Genomic DNA, 2,416 nt, shown 5'->3' on the forward strand with positions numbered 1-2,416 from the left:
CGGTCCTAGGGAGTGGAGTTTGTCCGAAGAACGTCCGAAGCCGGATAGGCTCTGGTAGGGGTCGGATAGGGAGCAGACAGGAAGCCGCCGGAGAGAATCGGACAGAAAAAAGAGAAAGAGAATTTTTTCGCCGGGATGTGCCGGCTGCGGAAGTTGGGTAAGAATGTTTTACATTTGTGTGGGCGGCTCCGTGCATTCCGTGCATTTCGTGTATGTTTCAGAAAAAATGCTTACCTTTGCGGCTACAAACAAAAATATACCATGAAAAAGAGAAATTGGATAGGGTTATTGATATGCCTGCTTATGGCTGTCGTGGCGGTAGGAGGCGGCATACGTCTGCATCGGGACCGGATGGAACAGGTGCGTAGTGCTTTTAGTGAAGCTTTGCAAGATGAATTGCAGAAGTGGGGAGCGATGGATGTGTATAGCTGTTCATCCGGACATGCCGGATATAAAAAATTGCCAAATGATTCCATTGACATGAAAAAGGAACCGGTAAAAGTGACGTTGAAAAGTGATTATGGCCAAAAGGACTATTGGATTCCGTATGAAAAATACTCTCGGAATATAGAACGGACTTGTGAGGTAAAAATGATGCATACTTGTCTGCTGCATCAAGCTCCCCTGAATGCCGATTCGTTGAATCTGTTTTGGAAAGGGCGGTTGGCGAAATCGGGGCTTCCCGGGACAACGGTTGTGCGCATTGCTACCATGGACTGGGAGGAGCATGAGTCTTATGCCTACTCTGCCGATACTCTTTATCTATCCAAGGCGGATAGTCTCGCCACTTCTTACATCGGATGTCGGAGTGAAGTGGGGGTGACCGGGTATTTTTATGCCCCTTGGTGGAGTCTTCTTTCCTGGAAATACTGGGGGGGATTGGCGGTGGTGGCTGCTGCTTGCCTCCTTCTATTCCGGATATATGTGCGGTGGGCTTGTCGCCGTTCTTTTGTCAAAGAAAAATCAGCTGCGGCAGAAGAACCTGTTGTGCTGGAAAAGATAATTCCTGTGATTGTCGGTCGCGAAAGTGGTTCGCATATTTATCAGTTGGAAAAGGGTGTGTACTTCGAGGCCGATTTCCGTTTGTTGAAGAAGGGGGATGCTGTTGTGAAGTTGGGGGCGTCGGCTGCCCGATTGCTGCAAGGCTTCCTGGATGCGGAAAATCATAAGTTGTCCAATGATGAAATTTTGCAATTGTTGTGGCCGAATGGTAACGGCACTCAGGATAAATTGTATCAAAGTATAAAAAGATTGCGCGACAGCTTGTCAGAGATTTCCATTTGTACGATTGATGGTGGACAATTCTTCTATCAGTTGAAAATCCCCCATTCCATCGAAGAAAATCCCGCCTGAATGGCGTTCAGGCAGAATCTGACAAAGTCTGACAAAATCTGACATTTAGCGAAAAAGCTGAAAATGTCAGATTTTGTCAGACCAAAAGATTGGATGAAATTTTGCTTTTCCACTACCTTTGCCTCCATCATTCAAATAACTAACAAACGTGGAAACATGAAGAAGAAAATTTTATTCGTAGCTTTGTTTTTGGTGGCGACGGTCGCTTCCTTTCAAATGGGTACTAAGCATGAGAAATTGGACAGCCTGATGTTGGAGAATATAGAGGCTTTGGCATCGGGTGAAGGGGGCACAAGATATGACTGTTTTGGTATAGGCTCTGTGGATTGTCCGCTTAATCATGTAAAAGTATATTTTGTTGCAAGTTTTTGATGGGAATGCGTTTCATTAGTCTGCTTATCCTCCCTCTTGCCTTGGCATCCTGCATCTCTGCCCCCCGTGAGGAAGTCTCCTTTTATACCGACTTCCCCCGGACGGTGGAGCTGAAAGGGAGGACGGTTCCGCTGGACACCGCCCTGTTCCGCTATCCTTTCCGCATCCGGGTGCAGGAAGACAAGGTGGTGGTGCTGGATTTGCATAACGAAGACTACTTCTGCCATGCCTTCAGTTATCCCGGTTTCCGCTACCTCTCCTCTTTTGGCAAGCGGGGAGAAGCGCCCGGCGAGCAGCTTTCCGTGGAAAACGTTCGTTGGGACGGAGAGGATTGGTGGACGCTCGATGCCAACAAGTCCGAACTGACCCGGTTTGGCGGTGCCGCGTCCGGCGATTCGCTCTCCCATCGGGAGACGGTGAAGCTGAACGAAGCCCTGCTCCGTCCGCTCGACTTTGCGCAGTACGATGACTCCACCTTTATCATTCCCGACTATTCGGGCGACAGCCGTTTCTGCTGGATAGACCGTAAGGGAAGGCTGCTCCGCCGCACAGGGACCATCCCCACCGCCAACGAAGAGGCTTTGCGGCATGCCCGTCCGGCATTGGCGCAGGCTTGGCGCAGCTTCATCGACTACCATCCCCGCAACGGGGTGCTGGCGGCGGTGACCCAGCTGGGCGAGGTGCTCGAGGT

Annotated in this window: 3 protein-coding genes; all 3 read left to right on the forward strand. The window is 50.0% G+C overall.

Annotation, left to right across the window (positions count from 1 at the left end):
- The first annotated feature begins 261 nt into the window (after positions 1–261).
- Complete coding sequence (locus K2G43_RS12290) at positions 262–1,353, forward strand: helix-turn-helix domain-containing protein (RefSeq protein ID WP_300155642.1); 1,092 nt, start codon at positions 262–264, stop codon at positions 1,351–1,353.
- Positions 1,354–1,509: 156 nt separating this feature from the next.
- On the forward strand, positions 1,510–1,725 hold the full coding sequence (locus tag K2G43_RS12295) for an NVEALA domain-containing protein (RefSeq protein WP_300155645.1): 216 nt from the start codon (positions 1,510–1,512) through the stop codon (positions 1,723–1,725).
- 5 nt (positions 1,726–1,730) lie between these two features.
- Positions 1,731–2,416, forward strand: a 686-nt coding sequence (locus K2G43_RS12300; protein ID WP_300155647.1) for a BF3164 family lipoprotein, incomplete at its 3' end; no start/stop codon positions are given.

Source organism: Bacteroides sp. (assembly GCF_029057325.1).
Taxonomy (GTDB): Bacteria; Bacteroidota; Bacteroidia; order Bacteroidales; family Bacteroidaceae; genus Bacteroides.

What these genes read in the sequence shown, in the direction of transcription:
- K2G43_RS12295 (WP_300155645.1), top strand. Translation starts at nt 1,510, where the DNA reads ATGAAGAAGAAAATTTTATTCGTAGCTTTGTTTTTGGTGGCGACGGTC.
- K2G43_RS12290 (WP_300155642.1), top strand. Translation starts at nt 262, where the DNA reads ATGAAAAAGAGAAATTGGATAGGGTTATTGATATGCCTGCTTATGGCT.